The following is a 19,770-nucleotide window of genomic DNA, read 5'->3' as shown; positions in this document are numbered from 1 at the left end:
GAGCTTATTTTATAATTGTTCTGCCTGTACTTGAATGAGATTCTGTAGTTGCATACGATACAGTAGTAAGTCATCCACAAGTGGATTTAAAACAGCTGCTGCAACCTTTGCGTTCATATTTAAGAAATCTAATACATCTTGTTTTGTGACAACATAGATGTGTTCATCTTTCTGCAATGTTGGTTTAAACACTCGTAGTCCTTCTAATGTAGAAAATATAGGAAGATACTTTTCGTCGTCAGTTGCCTGCATTAAATCGACGCGGTCAATATCAGATGCTTGAATGGTATTGCTTGTGATTGCGTCTTCTTTTGGATAGAAAGCAATATAGAATCGACGATCACCAGCCATATAAAGTGTTAACTCTTCTAGTATCTTTTTCATGCCATCTTCACTCAGAGGCGCTTTGCGCTGTGTGAGAAGGCTTTCTAGTTTTGTATCTACAGTTGTATTTGTTAATGAATTAAATCTTTGCATGTAATCCTCACCATTTCTGCATTTATTATATAATAGGAACATGAAAATAATATTCTCTCCAACAAAAAAGATGATTCAAGATGAAGACTTAGCTCCAAAAACAACACCAGTTTTCCTTTCAAAGACAGAAGCCTTACTAGAAAAACTGCGTGGAATGAGTGCCGATCAACTACAACATATGTATCGTTGCAATGATAAGATCTTGGCTGAAAATATCAAACGTATTGAAACGATGAACCTACATAAGAATCTTTCGCCTGCGTTATTTAGCTATAGCGGCCTTGCGTTTCAACATTTATCTGCGACTTCCCTATGCCAGGATGAGTTAGACTATCTGCAAGAGCACTTCCGTATTCTTTCTGGTTTCTATGGTGTACTAAAGCCAATGGATGGTATTACACCATATCGTTTGGAAATGTTATCGGTGTTTCCAGATGGTAGTAACTTATATGACTATTGGGATGATGCACTCTATCATGAATTGGATGATGATGTGATTATTAATCTTGCATCAGAAGAGTATTCACGTTGTATCAAAGAGTATCTTCAAGAAAGTGATCGAATGATCAATATTGTCTTTGGTGAATTTAAGAATGGAAAGCTAATCACAAAGGCAACCAAGGCGAAGATGGCACGTGGAGATATGATTTGGTATATGGCACAGAATCACATCACAGATCCGGAAGACATCAAGAAATTTAGTGAACACTATCGCTATGCGGAAGAACTTTCAAATGCTACTCATTTTGTATTTATCGGTCAGGAGTAAGATAAAATGATTGTTATTATTATCTTAGCCAGTATTTGTTTACTCTATTTATGGATGATTCATCCCCAGAATCTTAAAGATGAAAAGTGGGAAGGATTTCGTCATTACTATTACGCTCACCGTGGTTTACATGATTCACAAAGTAATATTCCAGAAAATTCAATGGCTGCTTTTTTAAAAGCAGTAGAGAATGGTTATGGAATCGAACTAGATGTTCAACTAACCAAAGATGGCATACCTGTTATCTTTCACGATGGAAAGACAGGTAGATTATTACGGGATGAAAAAGGTGCAGTCGTTAATAAAGTACTAACAGAACTAACACTAGAAGAATTAGAGAGATACCACTTACTAGCAAGTGAAGAGAAGGTTCCTCTGTTTGAAGATGTACTGAAATTAGTGGATGGAAAGGTACCTTTGATTGTGGAACTAAAGGTGGCCAATTCATCTACTGATACAAATGGTTTATCTAGTAAAGCAGATTTGTTATTGCAGAAGTATCATGGTTTATATTGTGTAGAGTCATTTCATCCTGCTTGTGTAAACTGGTATCGTAAGAATCGTCCAGAGATTATTCGTGGTCAGCTTGCGGAACGTCCTAACGCACAAGCAAAAGGAAAAATGTGTATCGCAACGACGATTATGCAGTATCTTTTGACAAATTTCATTACCCGACCGAACTTTATTGCGTATAACCATCATAATCGTCATAACCTTTCACGCATGTTGTGCCATTGCTTATTTAAAAATCCCGCGGTTGCTTGGACAATACGCTCTAAAGAAGAGTTAGAGGACAACTGTAAGTACTTTGATTATTTTGTTTTTGAACACTTTATACCAAATAGTAAATCAAGTTCCGAAGAACAGTAAATGTTTAGGAACTTTTCATTTGAACGAGGTTTTGAATAGAGAATAATATGATAAAATACTAACTATAAGGAGCTCCAATCCGGAATGAGTGATACGAGTAATTTTATTTTGAATTTATCAGTATTGTTTCGCAATACACAAAAATATTTTGATAAGATGCTGGCGCCATATGATATTGGCTCCGGCCAATTAACATTTTTATTGATTATCAATGAGAATGAAGGCATCACAATGCAAGACGTTACACGTATCAGTGAAGTGGATAAAGGTACAACAACGAAGAGTATTCAGCGTCTGATTGAGCAGGGATATGTAAGTGCGGTACAGGACGAAAAAGACCATCGTATGAAGCACTTACACACTACGGATAAAGCATCCACAATGATGACAGCTGTATATGATTTCCGTAATCAGTGTCGTGCTGCGTTAGCCAGTGGTGTAGATTTCGACCGGTTTGAGGAGATGCTAAACGTTGCCTGTGAAAACTCTCGTAATATTTTATCTAGCGAACTGGATGCGTTCCATACATTAAAAATTGGTGCCCTACAAAAGACAACGATTACGGATTACCCTGGAAAAGTTTCGGCGACAATCTATACGGCTGGATGTAATATGAAGTGCCCGTTCTGCAATCAGAAAGATCTTGTGTTTATTCCAGAGAAATATCGCTATATCGCACCAGAAGAAATCCTTTCATACCTCAATCAACGTAGTGGGTTATTGGATGGTGTAGTCATTAGTGGTGGTGAACCATTATTACAAGAAGAACTTATTCCATTTATTCGTCAGATCAAAGAACTAGGCTACGCAGTGAAACTGGATACTAATGGCACAAACAATGAGAAGCTTGGAATATTATTGGAAGAAGGCTTGTTGGATTTTGTGTCATTAGATATAAAGAATAGTGCCGAGAAGTATCCATTAACCAGTGGACTAAAATCGGATATGGAATACAAACATCCTATTACAGAAAGCGTATGTCTGCTGCAAGAATATAAAATAGAACATGAATTTAAAACAACCGTTGTAAAAGAATTCCATACGGTCGATGATTTGATAGAGATTGCCAAGTTTATTGGTAGTGATGCTCGTTATGTATTACAACAATTTGTGTCTTCGGATACGGTGATTCAACCTGATTTGCATGCATATACTGCAGAAGAGATGGAAGAAATGAAGAATGCAGTTGAACCATATGTGAAGAATGTAGAATTAAGATTAGCGAAGGAGGTGTAAGTGATGTATCGTGTAAAGAAAAGAGATGGCAGTACTGCAGCGTTTAACATCAAGAAGGTCGCAAGTGCAATTCGCAAAGCGTTTGATGCATGTGATCGTGAATACACCGATAGCGTGATTGATTTGATTGCACTACGTATTACCAGTGATTTTGAACCTAAAATTCAGAATAGTTTAATCGACGTAGAAAAGATTCAGGATAGTGCAGAAAAGGTATTAAGTGAATCGGGATATGCGGATGTATCAAAGGCGTATATCCTCTATCGTAAACAGCGTGAAAATGTACGTAATATTACAAATACAACATTTGATTATCATTCTGTTGTGGACAATTATATCAATACAGGAAATCAGCACAGTAAAGGTAATACAACCTACTCTGTTGGTGGTTTGATTTTATCAAACTCAGCCTCTATCACCACCAATTACTGGTTGAGTGAAGTATATGATGAAGAGGTTGCCACTGCACATCGCGATGGGGATATCCATATTCATGATCTGAATATGTTAACAGGATGTAATGCAGGTTGGTCCTTGAAAGAATTAATCCAGCAAGGTTTGAGTGGGGTGGCTAAGCAGACTGCTTCCGCTCCTGCAAAGCATCTCATTACCATCTGTAATCAGATTGTAAACTTCTTTGGGATTATGCAGAATGAGTGGGCAGGAGCACAATCCTTCTCATCCTTTGATACATACCTAGCTCCGTTTGTACGTATGGATCATTTATCATTTGATGACGTAAAGCAGAGTATGCAGACATTGATTTATAGTTTAAATACACCATCCCGTTGGGGAACAATTTCTCCGTTTGCGAATATATGCTTTGATTGGACGGCCCCTGAAGATCTTGCAAAGCGTCCAGCAATTGTTGGTGGTGAGGAACAAGACTTTACATATGGTGATTGTCAGGATGAAATGGCAATCATTAACCGTGCCTTCCTTGAAGTCATCTTAGAGGGTGATGCGGAAGGAAATATATTCTCCTTCCCAATTCCAACATATGCAATTACTAAGAAATTTGACTGGAATAGTGATAATGCAAAATTGTTATTAGAAGTAACGGTAAAGACAGGTCTTCCATACTTTGCAAATTTTATAAATGGAGATTTAAAGCAGAAGAATGCACGTAGTATCTTTAGTGGCACTCACTTTAACGCAAAGAAATTATTTAAAAAGACAGGTGGTTTATTTGCGTATGGAGAGAATACAGGAACGATTGGGACTGTATCTATTAATATGGCTAGACTCGCCTATCTTGCAAAAGATGAAGAAGATTTCTTGAAGCATTTAGATAAGGTATTAGATATCTCTGCTCGTTCTTTAAGTACAAAGCGTCAAGTTCTTGCTAGCTTGTTAGAGGCAGGACTTTATCCTTATACAAAGCATTATCTTGGTAGCTTTGATAATCATTTCTCTTCGATTGGAATCGTAGGAATGAATGAAGCATGCATGAATGCAAAGTGGATTCGAAAGGGCTTAGATACAGAAGAGGCACAGGACTTTGCGGAGAATGTGCTCATGCATGTTCGTAAGCGTCTAAAGGAATATCAGGCGGATTATCATGAACTCTTCAGTATTGAGGCAGTGGCTGCAGGTGATATTTCTCATCGTTTTGCGCTAAAGGATCAAAAAGAATATCCTGATATGGTGATTGCGATGCAGGGGGATACACCATACTACACAGGTAGTACAGAGCTGCCAATTGATGGAAATGTAGATTTATTTACTCGCTTAGATATACAGAATCGTATGCAGGAAATCTATACTGGTGGAACCATCTTCAATGTGCGTCTTGCGAAGAATGAGTATGACGCAAAAGGCATTGCGGTACTCTTAGGGCGTATTATGGAAAACTATACAATTCCATATATCACATTGAATACATGCAATCGTGATTATCCAATCGAAGGTTATCTGTACCAAGAGGCTGTTAACGAAAGATGACAAAACTTCCACAATTAATCACAACAAAGAATTGTCCAAAGTGTAAACTTATCAAGGAGTACATGGTGCAAAGAAACTTTGCGTATGAAGCTCTGGAAGCAGAGAAGAATATGAAACTCTGTAGAAATTTAGGAATTATGATTGCGCCGACGATGTTAGTTCATCATGAAGATGGAATTGAACAACTCATTGGGTTTGAGGAAATTCAGAAGTTTGTTGATAAATAAGAAATGTAGTATAAATGCCAAGAGTATTCTTGGTTTTTTTTGTGAAAAAATGTGAGAGAAATCGCTGACGATGCGAAATAAAACGATAGATGTTACAATACTTGGTATGAAAAAGAGGAAAGTGGACTTTAAAAGGTTAATATTAGTGCTGGTCGCTGTTGTGATGTTATTCGTGGCAGTGGGTAGTGTCTTGTTATATGGATTATCTTTCGTCTATGATGCATTCCGTAGAATGACTACGGGAATTACCTTATCAATTGATGAATCAAAGTTAAATGTGGAATATGGTTCTACATTTGATCCAAAGGCGATTATTTTGGACTCTGTTGGGGATTTGGAAATTGAAGGCACGGTAAATACAAATCAGGTAGGTAGTTATCCGATTATATACCGCTTAAAAGACAAAGATGTTCAAAAGGAATTTAAATATAGTGTTACGGTAGAAGACCATACAGCCCCAAGTATCACACTTGTGGATACTGCAGTTGCAGTGAATCGTGGAGAAACCTTCCAGACCTCCACTATCGTACGCGCTGTAAGTGATCCTGTTGATGGAAACTTATCGTATAGTACTGAGTTATCAAATGGTACATATACAATCAGTGGAACTGTGGATACAAATACTATGGGTACATACCCTATAACCGTAACCGCAAAGGATAAGAATGGTCTTGAAGCTAGTAATACAACTTATGTAACGGTTGTAGATTCTACAATCAGTACGCCATATATGATCCGTGTCAATCGTGTATTCAATACGGTTACGATTTATGCATATGACCAAGCAACAGGTAGTTGCACAATTCCTGTTAAGGCAATGTTGTGTTCAGTGGGGCCAGAAACACCTGCGGGTGTATTCCATACCTTTAATCGTAGCCGTTGGCGTCCATTGTATGGTAATGTCTATGGTCAGTATGTAACAGATATTGTAAATGATATTCTATTCCACTCTGTTCCGTATTTTACGCAGAATCCAAGCGATTTGGAATATGAAGAGTTTAATAAGCTAGGTACATCAGCTTCACTGGGCTGTGTGCGTCTTTCGGTGAAGGATGTAAAGTGGATTTATGATTACTGTCCATTAGGTGTGACGGTTGAAATTTATGATGATGCACAGAATCCGGGACCGCTAGGTATTCCTGAGCAGACGAAGATTGATGAGACAAGTCCAAATCGTGGTTGGGATCCAACAGATCCAGATCCAAATAACCCTTGGCTATCTACGACACATTAAAAGATAACCCTGCAATGTTTGATGATAACTTTACGGGGTTTTCTTATATAATAATTGTATCTAGTTTTAGATAGTGGGGAGGTAAGGATGAGCGTGCGTAAGATTTTAATTATCGGAGGTACTGGTGTCATTTCTTCAGTTGTATTAGGAATGCTGGCGAAGAGTCGTGATACGGAGTTATACGTTATCAATCGTGGACATCGTCCATTACCTGTGATGGCCAATCACATTATCTGTGATGCCAATGATACAGCAAAGATGCAGAAGATTATCGGTAATACTGTATTTGATGCGGTCATTGACTTTGTAGTTTATAAATCAGATCAAGCAAGAGATCGTGTATATCTATTTCAAAACCATACAAGACAATATATCTTTATCTCCACTGTTGTGGTATTCAATCATGAAAGTAACTTCATTCTCAATGAAGATTCTGTACAGAAGAACCGTTTATCAAAGTATGGAAGAGATAAGGCGGCTTGTGAGGATGTATTCAACCAGGCTGCGAAGAAGGGCTTTCCAATCACAATCGTTAGACCTTCACAGACGTATGGCTTTGATTGTTTTCCGTTAAGTGTAAAGGGTAAGAATTGTTGGAGTGTTGTATCAAGAATTCTCAATGATAAACCGGTGATTATTCATGGAGATGGTCAATCCATTTGGCATATGATGCATAGTTATGATTTTGCGTATAACTTTATCCAACTGATTGGAAATATGAATGCAATCAATCGTTCTATCAACCTTATTAATCCAGAGATCGTAACATGGGATATGATTTACGATTCATTAGGAAAGGCTTTGAATCGCAAAGTACAGAAAGTGCATATCGCATCTGAAATGCTTGCGATGAGTACAAAGTATCCTCTTTCAGAACAGATTGCAGGAGATAAGCAATTCTCCAATCTATATACAGATATCGTAAGAGATACATTAATCCCTGACTTTAAATGTCTGATCAATTTAGATAAGGGAATTGAACTCTATACACAATATATCTGGGAACATAGTGAATCAAGAATTGAAGATCCTGATTTTGACTTATGGTGTGATCAAGTAATTAGTGATTACCATGCATATATGGGAAGATTTAATGCGAAATTCTAAACGTAGAGAAATCTGCGTTTTTTTTCTTGGGATAGTATCACTTGACTTATACCCTATAGGGGTATACAACAGAGATGTAAAACGGAGGTGTACGATGCATCAATGTGAAGTAAGACATAAAAAAAGAACTGCAGATGAGCAGAAGAAACTTGTTACTAGATTAAAGCGTATTGAAGGTCAGGTGCGCGGAATACAGAAGATGGTGGAGGATGATTTATACTGTCCAGATATCTTAGTTCAGGTATCCGCTGTTACAAGTGCACTAAATAGTTTTAATAAAGAGTTATTGGCATGCCACATTCGTGATTGTGTCGCAACGGATATACGACAAGGAAAAGATGAGTCTATTGATGAACTCGTAACAGTACTTCAGAAATTAATGAAGTAATTAGAAATGAGGTTTTATGGAAAAATATATTGTAGAAGGTATGACTTGTGCAGCTTGCCAAGCTAGAGTTGAAAAAGCGGTATCCAAGGTGGATGGTGTACAGTCCTGTGCAGTCAGTCTACTAACAAATTCAATGGGTGTTGAAGGTGGTGCAGATCCAAATGCAATTATAAAAGCCGTTGAGAATGCAGGCTACAGCGCAAAGCTACAGTCAGAAACAAATACACAAAAGACGGATACAGAAAGTATTTCTGCAGAAGAGGAAGCTTTGCAGGACCATGAGACACCGAAGCTAAAGAAACGTCTATGGTATTCATTAGGCTTCTTAGTAGTACTGATGTATATCACGATGGGTCATGGTATGTTAGGTTTGCCATTGCCATCCTTCCTAAATCACAATCATATTGGGTTAGGGCTAACACAGATGTTTCTAACCTTGATTGTGATGGTTATTAATAAGAAATTCTTTATCAGTGGATTCAAGTCATTCATGCATGGTTCTCCAAATATGGATACATTAGTCGCATTAGGTTCTTCTGTATCCTTTGTGTGGTCAGTCTATGTATTGTATGTAATGACAGTGCAGATTACAGATGGTGTAGCGAATATGGAATTAATGCCGCTCTATCATAATCAGTTGTATTTTGAATCTGCCGCAATGATACTGGTATTCATTACAATTGGTAAGATGTTAGAAGCAAAGTCCAAGGGTAAGACAACAGATGCGTTAAAGAGCTTGATGAAGTTAGCACCTAGGAAAGCAACAGTCATTCGAGATGGTATTGAAATAATCATCAATATCGATGAAGTAAAGTTAGGTGATATCTTCGTTGTAAAACCTGGGGAAAGTATTCCGGTAGATGGTGTGATTATCTCAGGGGATAGTTCCATCAATGAATCTGCTCTTACAGGTGAGTCAGTACCAGTCGATAAGAGTGTAAATGATACGGTTAGTGCAGGCACCTTAAATATCTCTGGATATTTACATGCAAAGGCTACACATGTAGGTAAAGATACTACACTATCTAAGATTATTCAGATGGTAAGTGATGCGGCTGCCACAAAGGCTCCAATCGCTAAGATAGCTGATCGAATCTCTGCAGTATTCGTGCCTGCGGTTATTGTGATTTCCATTATTGTAATGATTGGTTGGTTACTTGCAGGGGCAAGCTTTGTATATGCACTAGAGCGTGCAATCTCTGTATTGGTTATTTCTTGTCCATGTGCATTAGGCCTAGCAACGCCAGTTGCTATTATGGTTGGAAATGGAATGGGCTTTCAACATGGCATCCTATTTAAAACCTCTGAAGCGTTAGAAGAAATGGGTAAGATGAATATCATCGCTCTAGATAAGACGGGAACCATTACAACAGGACAGCCAAAGGTAAAAGATATTAATCCAATTGGAGATATGAGTATAAACGAGTTACTACAAATCGCATATTCTGTTGAGCAGAAATCAGAACATCCATTTGCAAAAGCAATCGTTGAAAAGGCTCAACAGGAAAATATTCAAGCACTACCAACAGAACGGTTCAAGAATGTTGTTGGTAGTGGTATCGAAGCAACACTCAACAATCATCTGATGCAAGCAGGATCAATGAGTTATATACGTACAATCGCAGATATATCATCAGATATTCAAGCGAAAGCAGATCAATATGCAGGCGAAGGTAAAACACCATTATTCTTTGCGCAAGATGGAAAACTGATTGGTATGATTACCGCTGCAGATACAATCAAGGAAGATTCTCATAATGCAATCACAAAGCTAAAGCAGTTGGGTATGCAGGTAGTGATGTTAACGGGTGATAATGAGCGTACTGCCAATGCGATTGCGAAGGTTGCAGGTGTTGACCGTGTCGTCGCTGGTGTAAAACCAGATGGAAAAGAGGCAGTTATCGCTGAACTTCAGAAACAAGGAAAAGTTGCGATGGTTGGTGATGGTATCAATGATGCGCCGGCACTTACAAAAGCAGATATTGGTATCGCAATTGGTGCAGGTACAGATGTCGCAATTGATTCCGCGGATATCGTATTGTCTAACTCAACATTAACAGATGTCGTTAGAGCAGTCAGACTCAGTCGTGCAACACTACGTAATGTCAAAGAGAATCTATTCTGGGCATTCTTCTATAACTTGATTTGTATTCCATTAGCCGCTGGCTTATTGGGTTTATCTATGAATCCGATGTTTGGTGCAGCAGCGATGGCCCTATCAAGTGTTACAGTATGCATGAATGCTTTAAGATTAAACCTATTTAAGATTGATAAAGATATTGAAGAAAAAAATATTCAAAGAGAAAAACATACAGAAAGAAAAGAGGAAAAACAAATGGAAAAGAAGATTATGATTGAAGGTATGATGTGTGGTCATTGTGAGAAGGCTGTAAAGAGTGCACTAGAAAAGATTGATGGTGTAACATCTGCCGAAGTATCACATGTTAGTAAGCAGGCTATCGTAACACTCAACAAAGAAGTACCAAATGAAGAGTTACGTAAAGCTGTAGAAGCGGAAGATTATACAGTTACAGGAATCGAATAACAGTTAGATATCGGTGATACTCATCGATATCTTTTTAGTTAGTTTTATCAAACCATGCATACAAGAAAAGAATGTCAATAAATGGCATTCTTTTTTAGACTTTCATGGGATTTTGTAGTGCTGTGTTATATTGTGAAAAAACTAATTAAATATTAAAATAAATAAAAATAAACAACAAGGAGTAAACATGTACGAGATTTTTGAGACAAAAGAACGATTGAGTGCAGATAATACCTTGGAAGCCCAAAAAGTACGTAATACATTAAAAGAACATCGTGTATATCTAATTAATTTGATGGCTTCGCCAGGTGCAGGTAAGACAACAACACTTGTAAGAATGATAGAGGAGTTGAAGAAGGATTACCGCGTAGGTGTGATGGAAGCGGATGTCGATTCTGATGTGGACGCAAAGACAATCTCTAAGTTAGGTGTCAAGGTAATCCAACTGCATACAGGTGGTAGCTGTCATATGACAGCAGACATGACTGCTCGTGGAATGGAAAGACTTAACATTGAAGATTTAGATGTTGTAATTCTAGAGAATATTGGCAACTTGGTATGTCCGGCTGAGTTTGATACTGGTGCGAATTTAAAACTAGTTATTCTAAGCATTCCTGAGGGTGATGATAAGCCGCTGAAATATCCATTGATGTTTCAGGTGGGCGATATCTTACTCTTTAATAAGATCGATACCAAGGCAATCTTTGACTTCGATGAAGAACGATGCAAGGAACATGTTCGTAAGTTGAATCCAAATATGGAATTCTATCCAATTAGTGCGAAAACTGGTGAAGGCTTTGATGACATGATAAATGCTATACGCAAGCGTATCGAAGCGTGGAGGAATGTAGAATGAAAATCATAGAACTCCATAAGAGTATTACCGCATCAAATGACATGGATGCCGATGCACTACGTGCACAGATGAAAAAACAGGGAACACTACTCATCAACCTAATGAGCTCTCCTGGTTCTGGCAAGACCACACTCCTAAGTTCGACGATACAGATGTTATCTGAGATAAAGATTGCGGTTTTAGAAGCAGATATTGAATCTGCAGTCGATGCGGAAAGAATCGAACAGTTAGGTGCTGTAGCAGTACAGGTACATACAGATGGTATGTGTCATATGGATGCGGGAATGACAAAGACAGGCATCGATGCGATGAAGGGAGACGACATCGACCTTGCATTCTTAGAGAATGTAGGAAATCTGATTTGTCCTGCAGAATATGATACAGGTGCTGGAAAGAATGTCATGATTCTAAGTGTGACAGAAGGTGATGACAAGCCTCTCAAATATCCATTGATGTTTGAAAAGAGTGATGCCCTCGTCATCAGTAAGATTGATGCCCTACCATATTTTGATTTTGATTTAGATGTTTGTATCGAACGTGTAAAGCGTTTGAATCCAAATATTCAGATATTCCCAGTGAGTGCTAAAACCAAAGAGGGAATGCAAGAGTGGCTAAACTGGTTACAACAAGAAGTAGCTGAGTGGAAAGAGAGATAATAATTATGACAACTGCCCCAAAGAAGAGAATGACGAATGAACGTGACTTCGTTCCGGATCCAAATTATGTAGCTGTAGATCCAGAAAAGGAAAAACTATTACTAGACCTTGCATGCATGATTACCAACCGTATCAAGGCAAAGTTAACACATTCTGTTAAAACAGAAGATCCTGAATACTGGATGCTAGATGAACTACTTACAAAAGAAGAAGTGAAGTTCATGTTGTCATTCAAGAAGACACGTGTAGGATATAAACCAGAAATTCTAGCGAAGAAAAATAATATGACGCTAGAAGAAACACAGAAGATGATTGATCATCTATGTTGGATTGGTTTGATAGAGATGAATCGTGAAAATCCGGAGAACGAGAAACAATATAATGTGCCTATTTTCGTTCCAGGTTCTGCTGAATTTATGATGATGAATGAAGAACTTACAACAGCACATCCAAAACTTGCGACATTCTTTAACTTAATGACACAGATGCCACTAGAACCTGTAACGCCAATGGTTCCACTTGGCGGTGGAGGAATTGGTATGCATGTTATTCCGGTGGAGAAGGCAATTGAACATGTAAATCAATCAGTATCTGTAGAGCATTTGAACCATTGGTTAGATAAGTACGACAAGTATGCAATCAGCCAATGTACATGCCGTCGCCAACAGGAGATGCGTGGCGAAGGCTCTGGCGAAATCAATGGTGAATTCTGTATTGGTGTTGGAGACATGGCTGAATATCAGGTCGATCGTGGTAGGGCACGTTATGTTTCCTATGATGAAGTCTTAGAAATCTTGAAACGTGGTGAACGTCATGGCTTTGTACACCAAATTACTAATATTGATGGTGAAGGCAAGATTGTAGGTATCTGTAACTGTGCACCTGGTGTATGTAATGCGTTACGCACATCACAGTTGTACAATACACCAAACCTATCACGTTCCGCATATCGAGCACATGTCGAGAAAGAAAAGTGCGTTGCCTGTGGTAAGTGTGTTGAAGTTTGTCCAGTGGGAGCTGCGAAGCTTGGTCAGAAGTTATGCACAAGTTTAGGTGCAATCCAGTATCCAACAACATTATTACCAGATGAAACAGAATGGGGCGAAGATCATTGGAATCCGGATTATCGTGAAACTTCTAAGATCAACTGCTATGACACAGGTACAGCACCATGTAAGACGGCTTGTCCTGCTCACTTAGCGGTGCAGGGTTATGTAAAGATGGCTTCTGAAGGAAGATTCATGGATGCCCTCAAACTAATCAAGCAGGATAATCCATTCCCTGCAGTATGTGGAGCAATCTGTAATCGTCGTTGTGAAGACGCATGTACACGTGGTAAGGTTGATCAACCTATCGCAATTGATGAAATTAAGAAATACATCGCTGCACAAGAATTAAACGCAGAAACACGTTTCGTTCCTTTATGTGAAAAGGATGATGGTGGAATGTGGTCTGATGAATATAAGATTGCGATTGTCGGTGCTGGTCCTGCTGGTCTTTCGGCAGCGTATTACCTCCGTATGCATGGATATCCTGTAACAGTGTTTGAAAAGGAAAGTCGTGCAGGTGGTATGTTACTGAATGGTATTCCATCCTTCCGCTTAGAGAAAGATATTATCGAAGCTGAGATCGATGTACTGCGTGAGATGGGTGTTGAGTTTAAATACAATGTTGAAATTGGTAAGGACACAACAATCCCTGCATTACGCAGTGAAGGCTATAAAGCATTCTATATTGCGATTGGTGCTCAAGGTGGACGTAAGACAGGTGTTCCTGGTGAAGACGCTAACGGTGTTCAAACAGGTGTAGAGTTCTTACGTAAGGCAAATAACGAAGCTTTAAGACATGGATTAGAAGGTGATGTAGTTGTTATCGGTGGTGGTAACGTTGCAGTTGACGTAGCACGTACTGCTGTTCGTTTAACAGAAGGTAAAGTCACAATGTTATGTCTTGAGAATGAAAAGGAAATGCCTGCTGCTGCAGATGAAGTACTAGAAGCCAAGGAAGAAGACATCTCTGTTATGAATGGTTGGGGTCCAAAGGAAATCCTAACTGAAAATGGAAATGTTACAGGCGTTGTATTTAAGAAGTGCTTGTCTGTTAAGGATGTGGATGGCAAGTTTAATCCTCAATACGATGAAAATGAAACCATCACAGTTCCATGCAAGAATGTATTACTATCTATTGGACAATCGATTGAATGGGGTAAGCTCTTAGAAGGCACAAAGGTTGAACTTAACCGCAACAATACTGCTAAGGCTGATCCAGTCACATTACAGACTGCTGACCCAGATATATTTGTGGGTGGTGATGTATACACAGGTCCAAGATTTGCGATTGATGCGATTGCGGCTGGTAGAATTGTAGAAGACTCCATTAATCGTTTTGTTCATCCAGGACAATCCATGACAATCAACCGTGACCTACGTCATTTCATTGAATTAAATAAGGATGATGTTGTATTAGAAGAATTTGATACAGCCAAGCGACAGGTTCCTGGACATAAACAAGGAAATCCAAGGGCTACATTCAACGATATGCGTCTAGCATTTACAGATGAACAAGTTCGTACAGAAGCGAAACGTTGCTTAGGCTGTGGTGCGACATTTGTTGACCTTAATAAGTGTATCGGTTGTGGTCTATGTACAACATGTTGTGAATTTGATGCGATTCATCTACAAAGAGATTTACCAGATGCGTCTAGAATGTATCGTTGTGAAGATAAGATCAAGGCTATTCTTCCTTACGCCGCAAAACGCAAACTCAAGATTTTATTCAAGAAGAAGAGTAAATAATCATGCATGAGATGGGGATTGTTACACACCTTGCGAAAACTCTCACAGAAATGGCAGAAGAAAACAAGGTCACAAAATATGGTTCAGTAACCCTAGAGGTTGGTGAAGTATCTGGTATTATGACAGATTACTTCGTAGATTGTTGGAATTATTTCAAAGTAAAATATCCTCTATTACTAGAGTGCGAATTAAAGTTAGAGACAATTCCTGCTGTGACGTTTTGTGAATTGTGTAAACAAGAATATGAGACAGTAAAGCATGGAAGAATATGTCCATATTGTGGTAGTGAAGAGACATACCTTGTAAAAGGTGATGAATGTATTATCAAGGAAGTTGAAGCAGAAACAGAAGAGTAGAAATTCAAAATCTACTCTTCTTTTTTGGAGTGTGACGGGCATGTCGCAAACCTAACTGGTGAAAGTCCAGTCGTAGGTAGTTACCGCCAAGCGTAGCGAACCACAAGCCGTAAGCCGTGAGGCTTTGGGTGAAGGAAGTGGTGTAGCGATTCTTTCGAGGTTACGAACAGAAATCTGATATAAGGCTAAATGGAGGGTGAGATTGCTCTACAAATCGAAGCCCAAAAGGTAAACGTAAAACCAAAACAGTAAATCAGGAACTTGTGAAAGAAGAGAGAAAGGTATGTGACTTACCCCGTGAGGTCTTGTGGACGATGAATCCTAGACGTTTTCAAACAACTATAGTACCATCGGTCGGAAAAGGTCTATCACAAGAAGTCAGCTGAGCCCATAGTAGGTATACACCAGTACTGAAGGGGTTAATGTTTGTATAGTGCAAATCACTATATGTAAGAAAATGAATACTCTGGAATTGAGATATCACCTAGAACCATAGAACGTAACTATGGATGGTGAAAAGGCAAGAAGAGAATTTCATTATTTGTGCAATAGAAGGAGGAGCAGCCATGGAATTAATGGACAAGATTCTAAGTCAAAAGAACTTACAAGAGGCGATGAAAAGAGTCAAGAGTAATAAAGGTGCATCGGGCATTGACAAGATGTCTGTGGAAGAAATTGACGAATACTTCAGTAAACATATAGAAGAAATCAAAACTTCGATATGGGAAAAGAAATACAGACCTCGGGCAGTAAAAAGAGTCTATATCCCAAAACCAAATGGAAAGAAAAGACCATTGGGGATACCCGTTGTAGTGGATAGAGTAATCCAACAAGCAGTGGCACAAGTGTTTAGTGAACTCTATGACGAGTGCTTTAGTGAGCATAGTTACGGATTCAGACCAAACAGAAGTGCCCACCAAGCGATGGAGGAAGTACTCTTCTACCTAAACGAAGGGTGTGAATGGGTAATAGACCTAGATATTGAAAAGTACTTTGACACAGTGAATCATGATAAGTTGATATCCATACTTAGAGAGAAAGTAAAAGATGATGTAACGCTACATCTCGTAAGGTCCTTTTTGAGGGCTGGAATCATGGAAGATGGAATCATCCACAGAAATGAAGAAGGAGTTCCACAAGGAGGTCCGCTCAGTCCAATATTATCCAATATCTACCTAGATAGGTTTGATAAGGAACTGGAAAGCAGAGGGCTAAGATTCGTAAGATACGCAGATGACTGTAATATCCTCGTGAAGAGTGAGATGTCAGCCAACAGAGTCATGAAGTCTGTATCAAGTTGGCTAGAAAGAAAACTATTTCTAAAGGTCAACATGACAAAAACAAAAGTAGTAAGACCTAGCAATAGTTCGTTTCTTGGCTTCACGTTCTGGAAAAACAAAGATGGATGGAAAAGTATGCCTACATACGATAGGAAACAAAAACTATGTAAGAAAATAAAAGAAGTGCTATGCCGTAAAAAGGCAAGTGCACTTCCTTTATCGACTGTATTCACCCAAGTAAACCAAATCGTGAGAGGATGGATAAACTACTTCAGGATTGGCTCGATGAAGACCTTCTTAAAAGAATTTGGAGAATGGTTGCGACACAAGATACGTGTGATAATTCTAAAACAATGGAAGAAACCAAAACGTATCTATACCAACCTACAAAGTCTAAATCGGATACTCAAGGTCAATATCTCTGATGAAAGAATCTACAGTACAGCCAATACTAGACTAGGTCTATATCGACAGGCAAATGGAAACACAATAAAATTCTTATTGAGTCCAAAGGTACTATCGATGAAAAGCAAAGACAGACCGGGATTAATCAATCCACTAGAATATTATCAATCTAAGTAAAGGTAGAAACAATACAAATGTAGCGCCGTATACGAGACCCGTATGTACGGTGCAATGAGAGGGTCGAGGAATATCTGGATAAGATATTCTCACTCTACTCTATTGAATTGTTATATAATGAACAGTATTCTTTGAAGGGAGGGATACGTGATGAGAAAAAGTATGGTCGAGGGAAACTCTTTAAAACTGATACTACAATTTGCGATTCCGCTCCTATTAGGAAATCTTTTCCAACAAACATATAATGTGGCAGATGCTGCAATCGTAGGACAAACACTAGGACCTGAAGCCTTAGCGGCTGTCGGTGCGACCAGTAGTGTTCAGTTTTTGGTCTTGGGATTTTGTATCGGCACAATGGCAGGATTTGCGGTACCAATTGCCCAACGCTTTGGTGCAAATGATCCAAAGGGAATGCAGAGATTTGAATTTCAAGGTTGTGTTTGGACATTCGTTATTGCGGTGATTTTAACTGTCGCAACCTGTTTCTTCTGTCCGCTAATCTTGGATTTATTGCGTGTGCCATCTGAAATCTATCAGGATACATATAACTATATTATTGTTATTTTTATCGGTTTGCCGTTTACACTTTTATACAACTACTTATCGAGTATCTTACGTGCAATCGGTGACTCTAAAACACCATTTATCTTCTTGGCAATCTCGGCTGTACTTAATATTTTTTTGGATATCTTTTGCATTATTAACTTGAAGTGGGGTGTTGCGGGAGCAGCTATTGCGACTGTATTCTCGCAAGCAGTATCAGGTGTTTTATGCTTAATTTTGATTGTGATGAGATTTCCAATCTTACATATTCATTCAGAAGAAAGAAAGCTTGATCCAGAACTATCAAAACGACTATTGATAATGGGAATTCCGATGGGTCTACAATATTCAATCACAGCCATCGGTTCAATGATTATGCAATCTGCCAATAATTCTCTAGGAACAGTGTATGTTTCTGCATTTACTGCGGGTATTAAGATTAAGCAGTTCTTGTTGTGTCCATTTGATGCCCTAGCTACTGCTGTTTCTACCTTTGTCTCACAGAACTATGGTGCAAAGAAGGAAGACCGTATCAAAGAAGGTCTACGGAAGGGTACCTATGTTGGTGTTGCGTATGGAGTACTATCAGGAATCTTCATGATTCTATTTGGGAAAGTACTCAGTACATTATTTATTACAGGCGATGAAACAGTACTTTCTGCAGCAGCTCTCTATTTAAGAAGAATGGGATATGCTTGGTGGTTATTAGGCATCTTGAATGTTGTGCGTATGAGTATTCAAGGATTAGGATATGCAATGCGTGCAATCTACTGTGGTGTTGTTGAGATGATTTGCCGAACAGCTGTCTGTGTACTCTTAGTGGCAGACTTTGGATACAATGCGATTACATGGGCTGATCAAAGTGCATGGCTTGGAGCGGTACTCTATCTAATCCCAGTAACGATTATCACGATGCGTGATATCTCAGAACAGATTCACAATGAAGCTAACGCAGATATTTTAATGAAGTAAAAAAGATCACGTGAAAATTGTGCGGAAACAATAAACATTAAATTTAAAAACGAAATAAGCATAGTATTTCATTCTTTAAATTAACAGATTGTTGAGGTATCGTTTATTTTCATAGATGATCTTTTTTAGTGAATTGCTGGTTTAATTTCTTGTGAAGATTTATACCTCTTCCGTCCCGAAGGTATAGTATTTAATTGATTTTTTAATACAAACTGTTGATAAAACAGTTCCAATCACAGGAAAAAGGAAAAAGTATATGCTTTCAATCAGATTACAGTTTTCAATCATAATTTTAGTAGGAATAGCACTTGTTAAATAAATAGGTATGATATAGATGAAAATACTACGAATAAAAGTATTAAAAATTTTATCAGGTCTATCTCGTAATTCTAGTAATTCTACCATAATTGGATTAATAGCTTCCGATCGAAGTCCTATAAAATCAAGACAAATAATTAATAGAAATATTACACCCATTGAGTATACTGCTACCAGAAGCAATAAGAAATTCATTATATGAAGCGAAAGGTGATTTAGGTAAAGACAATATACATTAAAAACTATTAAAAACGGAGTAATAACAAGAGACTTCAAATTCAGATTTTTTGCAATATAAAATACTGTTAAAGGTACAGGTTTTAAAAGCGAATAATACATTTTGCCATTGCGAATATCAATAGATATAGTATCAATGGCCTCCGAAAATAAAATTGAATAGATATTGTTAATGAGAAAACTATTGCTAATATACAAGAGCATTTGGGAGTTGTTGTAGCCAGCAAAAAGGAAAACAGTTCCTCCTAATAAAAGGTATACAAAGATAGTAGAAAGATACATGCCTAAATCGGCAAGCACCCAGCTTGCTAAGTTAGCCTTATAAACGGTGGCTTTTTTCCATGAGAATTGTAAGCACGATACTATATATTGAAACAT

Annotated in this window: 17 protein-coding genes; 15 read left to right on the top strand and 2 right to left on the bottom strand. The window is 38.2% G+C overall.

From position 1 onward, the window contains the following. Nucleotides 1–9: 9 nt before the first annotated feature. Complete coding sequence (locus RGT18_RS11915; RefSeq protein WP_162141226.1) at nucleotides 10–477, bottom strand: SseB family protein; 468 nt, start codon at nucleotides 475–477, stop codon at nucleotides 10–12. 40 nt (nucleotides 478–517) lie between these two features. Between RGT18_RS11915 and yaaA the strand changes: the two genes are divergently transcribed. The 15 genes from yaaA to RGT18_RS11840 all read left to right on the top strand — a co-directional run bounded on the left by yaaA (nucleotide 518) and on the right by RGT18_RS11840 (nucleotide 18,837). Then, nucleotides 518–1,246 carry a peroxide stress protein YaaA gene (yaaA, locus tag RGT18_RS11910; RefSeq protein ID WP_028078199.1) on the top strand — a complete coding sequence of 243 codons (729 nt, stop codon included), beginning with the start codon at nucleotides 518–520 and terminating at the stop codon, nucleotides 1,244–1,246. Nucleotides 1,247–1,252: 6 nt separating this feature from the next. Beyond that, a complete protein-coding gene (locus RGT18_RS11905; RefSeq protein WP_028078200.1) occupies nucleotides 1,253–2,116 on the top strand; it encodes a glycerophosphodiester phosphodiesterase family protein in 864 nt (287 codons plus the stop codon). 84 nt (nucleotides 2,117–2,200) lie between these two features. Continuing rightward, on the top strand, nucleotides 2,201–3,352 hold the full coding sequence (locus RGT18_RS11900) for an anaerobic ribonucleoside-triphosphate reductase activating protein (protein WP_028078201.1): 1,152 nt from the start codon (nucleotides 2,201–2,203) through the stop codon (nucleotides 3,350–3,352). A 3-nt stretch (nucleotides 3,353–3,355) separates the two neighbouring features. Continuing rightward, entirely contained in the window at nucleotides 3,356–5,296 is a 1,941-nt protein-coding gene (locus RGT18_RS11895) for a ribonucleoside triphosphate reductase (RefSeq protein ID WP_245580926.1), read from the top strand. Further along, nucleotides 5,293–5,523 carry a thioredoxin domain-containing protein gene (locus tag RGT18_RS11890; RefSeq protein ID WP_006526000.1) on the top strand — a complete coding sequence of 77 codons (231 nt, stop codon included), beginning with the start codon at nucleotides 5,293–5,295 and terminating at the stop codon, nucleotides 5,521–5,523. The genes RGT18_RS11895 and RGT18_RS11890 overlap by 4 nt, the downstream gene beginning before the upstream one ends. Nucleotides 5,524–5,593: 70 nt before the next feature. Beyond that, nucleotides 5,594–6,757 carry a L,D-transpeptidase family protein gene (locus RGT18_RS11885; protein ID WP_081659534.1) on the top strand — a complete coding sequence of 388 codons (1,164 nt, stop codon included), beginning with the start codon at nucleotides 5,594–5,596 and terminating at the stop codon, nucleotides 6,755–6,757. A gap of 87 nt (nucleotides 6,758–6,844) precedes the next feature. Beyond that, nucleotides 6,845–7,864 (top strand): NAD-dependent epimerase/dehydratase family protein, encoded by a 1,020-nt coding sequence (locus tag RGT18_RS11880; RefSeq protein ID WP_051240994.1) that lies wholly within the window; start codon nucleotides 6,845–6,847, stop codon nucleotides 7,862–7,864. A 94-nt stretch (nucleotides 7,865–7,958) separates the two neighbouring features. After that, a complete protein-coding gene (locus RGT18_RS11875) occupies nucleotides 7,959–8,252 on the top strand; it encodes a metal-sensing transcriptional repressor (RefSeq protein ID WP_006525823.1) in 294 nt (97 codons plus the stop codon). A gap of 16 nt (nucleotides 8,253–8,268) precedes the next feature. Further along, the gene (locus RGT18_RS11870) at nucleotides 8,269–10,797 is read left to right on the top strand and encodes a heavy metal translocating P-type ATPase (RefSeq protein ID WP_028078202.1); all 2,529 of its coding nucleotides are present in this window, start codon (nucleotides 8,269–8,271) and stop codon (nucleotides 10,795–10,797) included. Between the two features lie 187 nt (nucleotides 10,798–10,984). Beyond that, on the top strand, nucleotides 10,985–11,653 hold the full coding sequence (hypB, locus tag RGT18_RS11865; protein WP_037403925.1) for a hydrogenase nickel incorporation protein HypB: 669 nt from the start codon (nucleotides 10,985–10,987) through the stop codon (nucleotides 11,651–11,653). Continuing rightward, entirely contained in the window at nucleotides 11,650–12,309 is a 660-nt protein-coding gene (gene hypB, locus RGT18_RS11860; RefSeq protein WP_037403927.1) for a hydrogenase nickel incorporation protein HypB, read from the top strand. The genes hypB (RGT18_RS11865) and hypB (RGT18_RS11860) overlap by 4 nt, the downstream gene beginning before the upstream one ends. 5 nt (nucleotides 12,310–12,314) lie before the next feature. Then, nucleotides 12,315–15,104, top strand: coding sequence for an FAD-dependent oxidoreductase (locus RGT18_RS11855; RefSeq protein ID WP_245580927.1), 2,790 nt, complete (start codon nucleotides 12,315–12,317; stop codon nucleotides 15,102–15,104). Between the two features lie 2 nt (nucleotides 15,105–15,106). After that, a complete protein-coding gene (locus tag RGT18_RS11850; protein ID WP_028078206.1) occupies nucleotides 15,107–15,460 on the top strand; it encodes a hydrogenase maturation nickel metallochaperone HypA in 354 nt (117 codons plus the stop codon). 566 nt (nucleotides 15,461–16,026) lie between these two features. Then, on the top strand, nucleotides 16,027–17,322 hold the full coding sequence (gene ltrA / locus RGT18_RS11845; protein WP_338174865.1) for a group II intron reverse transcriptase/maturase: 1,296 nt from the start codon (nucleotides 16,027–16,029) through the stop codon (nucleotides 17,320–17,322). A 150-nt stretch (nucleotides 17,323–17,472) separates the two neighbouring features. Beyond that, entirely contained in the window at nucleotides 17,473–18,837 is a 1,365-nt protein-coding gene (locus RGT18_RS11840) for an MATE family efflux transporter (protein ID WP_028078844.1), read from the top strand. Between the two features lie 159 nt (nucleotides 18,838–18,996). Here the strand turns inward: RGT18_RS11840 and RGT18_RS11835 are convergent, their stop codons facing one another. Further along, complete coding sequence (locus tag RGT18_RS11835; protein WP_028078845.1) at nucleotides 18,997–19,770, bottom strand: ABC-2 family transporter protein; 774 nt, start codon at nucleotides 19,768–19,770, stop codon at nucleotides 18,997–18,999.

This window comes from Solobacterium moorei, from assembly GCF_036323475.1.
GTDB classification, from domain to species: Bacteria; Bacillota_I; Bacilli_A; order Erysipelotrichales; family Erysipelotrichaceae; genus Bulleidia; species Bulleidia moorei.
The sequence above is the reverse complement of the archived record's forward strand: the minus strand, read 5'-3'. Positions and strand labels throughout refer to the sequence as shown.